The sequence below is a fragment of the Tropicimonas sp. genome (assembly GCF_047971885.1).
In the GTDB taxonomy this organism is placed as follows: domain Bacteria; phylum Pseudomonadota; class Alphaproteobacteria; order Rhodobacterales; family Rhodobacteraceae; genus Tropicimonas.
In genome coordinates, this window is the sequence record NZ_JBKEAE010000167.1 from 1 (window position 1) to 2922 (window position 2922).

Annotated in this window: 2 protein-coding genes and 1 pseudogene; 1 reads left to right on the top strand and 2 read right to left on the bottom strand. The window is 63.8% G+C overall.

What is annotated here, in order from left to right; all coding sequences use genetic code 11:
- Window positions 1-1329, bottom strand: a 1329-nt coding sequence (dnaE, locus tag ACK5IR_RS14105) for a DNA polymerase III subunit alpha (RefSeq protein WP_416929810.1), incomplete at its 3' end; no start/stop codon positions are given.
- 186 nt (window positions 1330-1515) lie between these two features.
- On the opposite strand from dnaE, the gene ACK5IR_RS14110 reads away from it, so the two are divergent.
- Window positions 1516-2214 (top strand): hypothetical protein, encoded by a 699-nt coding sequence (locus tag ACK5IR_RS14110; protein WP_416929811.1) that lies wholly within the window; start codon window positions 1516-1518, stop codon window positions 2212-2214.
- A 120-nt stretch (window positions 2215-2334) separates the two neighbouring features.
- Here ACK5IR_RS14110 and ACK5IR_RS14115 read toward each other — a convergent pair.
- Window positions 2335-2922, bottom strand: a pseudogene (locus tag ACK5IR_RS14115) (DNA-directed RNA polymerase subunit beta'); the annotation flags it as partial.

Consider the following 2922-nt stretch of genomic DNA (forward strand, 5'->3'; position numbering starts at 1 on the left):
CGCCGCCTTGGACAGCAGCGCGCCGAAGGTGATGATCTGCCCTACCCGGTCATGGCCGTATTTCTCCTGCACATAGCGGATCACCTCCTCGCGGCGATCCATGCAGAAATCGATGTCGAAATCAGGCATCGAAACCCGCTCGGGATTGAGGAAGCGTTCGAACAGCAGCGAATAGCGCAGCGGGTCGAGGTTGGTGATGGTCAGCGCATAGGCCACCAGCGAGCCCGCCCCCGAGCCCCGCCCCGGCCCGACCGGAATGTTGCGCGCCTTGGCCCATTTGATAAAATCGGCAACGATCAGGAAATAGCCGGGAAAGCCCATCTCCTCGATGATGCCCAGTTCGAAATCGAGCCGCTGTTCATATTCCTCGACCGGCGCCGCATGCGGGATCGCCGCCAGCCGTCTGGCCAGCCCGTCGCGCGCCTGGCGGCGCAATTCCTCGACTTCGTTTTCGGCGAATGTCGGCAGGATGGGTGCACGCGTCTCGGCGGTTACGGCGCAGCGCCGCGCAATCTCGACCGTGTTCGAAAGCGCTTCGGGCAGGTCGGCAAACAGCGCCGCCATCTCGTCCGGGCTTTTCAGGTAGTGCTGCGCCGTCAGCCGACGGCGCGGCTCCTGCTGGTCGACATAGGCGCCCTCCGCGATGCAGATCAGCGCATCGTGCGCCTCGTAGAACTCGGGCCGGGGGAAATAGACGTCGTTGGTGGCGACCAGCGGCAGGTTCCGCGCATAGGCGCCTTCGACGAAGAAGCGTTCGGTCGCGGCTTCGGGCTCGGGCAGACCGTCCTCACCCGGGTGGCGCTGCAATTCCACATACAGGCGCTGCGGATAGATCGCGGCCAGCCGCGCCAGCAAAGCTTCGGCCCGTGGCATCTGGCCGCTGCGTACCAGACGGCCCAGCGGGCCATCCGGCCCGCCGGTCAGGCAGATCACCCCTTCCGAATGGGCCGCCAGATCGTCTTCGGTGAGGTGAGGCGCGGCATGATCGCCCCGCAGATACAGGCGCGAATTCAGCTTCAGCAGGTTGCCGTATCCGGCCGCGTTCTGTGCCAGCAGCACCAGCGGCGCGGGCGGCACCGGCTTCTGGCCCGGCAACGCCGGGTCGTAGTCCAGATCGGCCTGGCACCCCATGATCGGCTGAATCCCGGCACTCCGCGCGGCCACCGAAAATTCGAGCGCGGCGAACATGTTGTTCGTGTCGGTCACCGCAACCGCCGGCATTCCCGTCTTGCCGCACAGGCCCGGCAGTTTCTTGGTCCGGATCGCCCCTTCGAGAAGCGAATATTCGGTGTGCAGGCGGAGATGGATGAATCGGGGCGCGTTGCTCATGGAGCCTGCTTAACAGGAAACCGCAGGGAAGGTAATCGAACAGACGAAGCCGCCACTCCCTGCCGGCAGGTGGCCCGACCCGCGGCACCTGCCACCGGGGGAAACCGCGAAGACGGGTAATCGGGTGCCGCGCAGGGGCGACAAAGTGCCGGTTGACCCCGGTTTCAGCATTCATACGGTCCCCCGATGATGAAAATTCCCGGTCTCGAAGCCCTGACGGGGCGACGGTTGCTTGTTGGCACGACGCTCGTACTTCTGGTCTCGCTCCTGCTGGGGCAGCTGGCGGCGGGCGATCCGGGCCTGATGTTCGAGGAAAGCGGAACCGTCACGCTGGCCTCGTTTTTCTTCCTCTTGGCGATCGCGCGCGTGAATGGCAGAATTTTCACGCTGCGGCGCTCCAAAGCTCTGCCTTTGTGGGACGATCCGGCGGTAATCTGGGCTCTGATCTGCCTGGGTTTCGTTTTCCTTGCCTTCGATGAAGTCGCCGAGATCCATGAAAGAGCGGACAAATGGCTTCACCATATCCTCCGGTTGCAGGAAACCGCGCTGAGCGACAGGATTGACGATTTCATCATCGCCATCTACGGCATGACAGGCTTGGCCCTGATCTGGCGCTACAGATCGGAATTCGCGCATTCCACCAGATTGCGCAACTGGCTGGGCGCCGGTGTCGGCATCACCTTTCTCTCCGTCATCCTCGACATGCTGGGCAACCGGAGCGACGTGCTGAGAGCCTTCGGGCTCTCGCTCCAACATGCCGACACTGTCCAGGGCTGGATCGACATCGTCGAGGAATGCTGCAAGCTTTTTGCCGAAGTCTGTCTGCTGAGCGGCTTTCTGTGCCAATGGCGCGACCTGCGGCAAAAGCCGGCGCCCTTGCCGTAGAAAACGCTGTCCCGACACCCCCGTCTGAACAGAAACACCCTGCATGATGCGAGGGCTTCGTCAACGGTCTGACGGCCGGCAAGGCCGGCCGTCAAAAGGTTTGTCGCCTGTCGGGCGGAATTACATATCCCGGCTTTCAGGTGTGTCGACGATGAACGGATCCCCGGAGGATGAGCCGAAAATGTCGTCCGCCGTCGTGGTTTCGACCGGTGCTGCCAGCGCGGCGGCGGCTTCGGCCTCGGCCCGTCGTGCCTCGATGACCTTCTGGTCGCGCTCCTGCGCAATCCGGCGCACCCGCTGGGTCGCGCCACCGGTACCGGCCGGGATCAGCCGGCCGACGATGACGTTCTCCTTGAGGCCGACGAGCTTGTCGCGCTTGCCCTGCACCGAGGCCTCGGTGAGCACCCGCGTCGTCTCCTGGAAGGAGGCGGCGGAGATGAAGGAACGGGTCTGCAACGACGCCTTGGTGATGCCGAGCAGGATCGGCTCGCCTTCGGCCGGGCGGCGGCCATCGGCGATCGCCTTCTCGTTGGCGGCGTCGAATTCCGTCTTGTCGACATGCTCGCCCTTGAGCAGCGTCGTCTCCCCGGAATCGAGGATCTCCCACTTCTGCAACATCTGGCGAACGATCACCTCGATGTGCTTGTCGTTGATCTTCACGCCCTGGAGGCGATAGACGTCCTGCACCTCGTCGATCATGTAATCGGC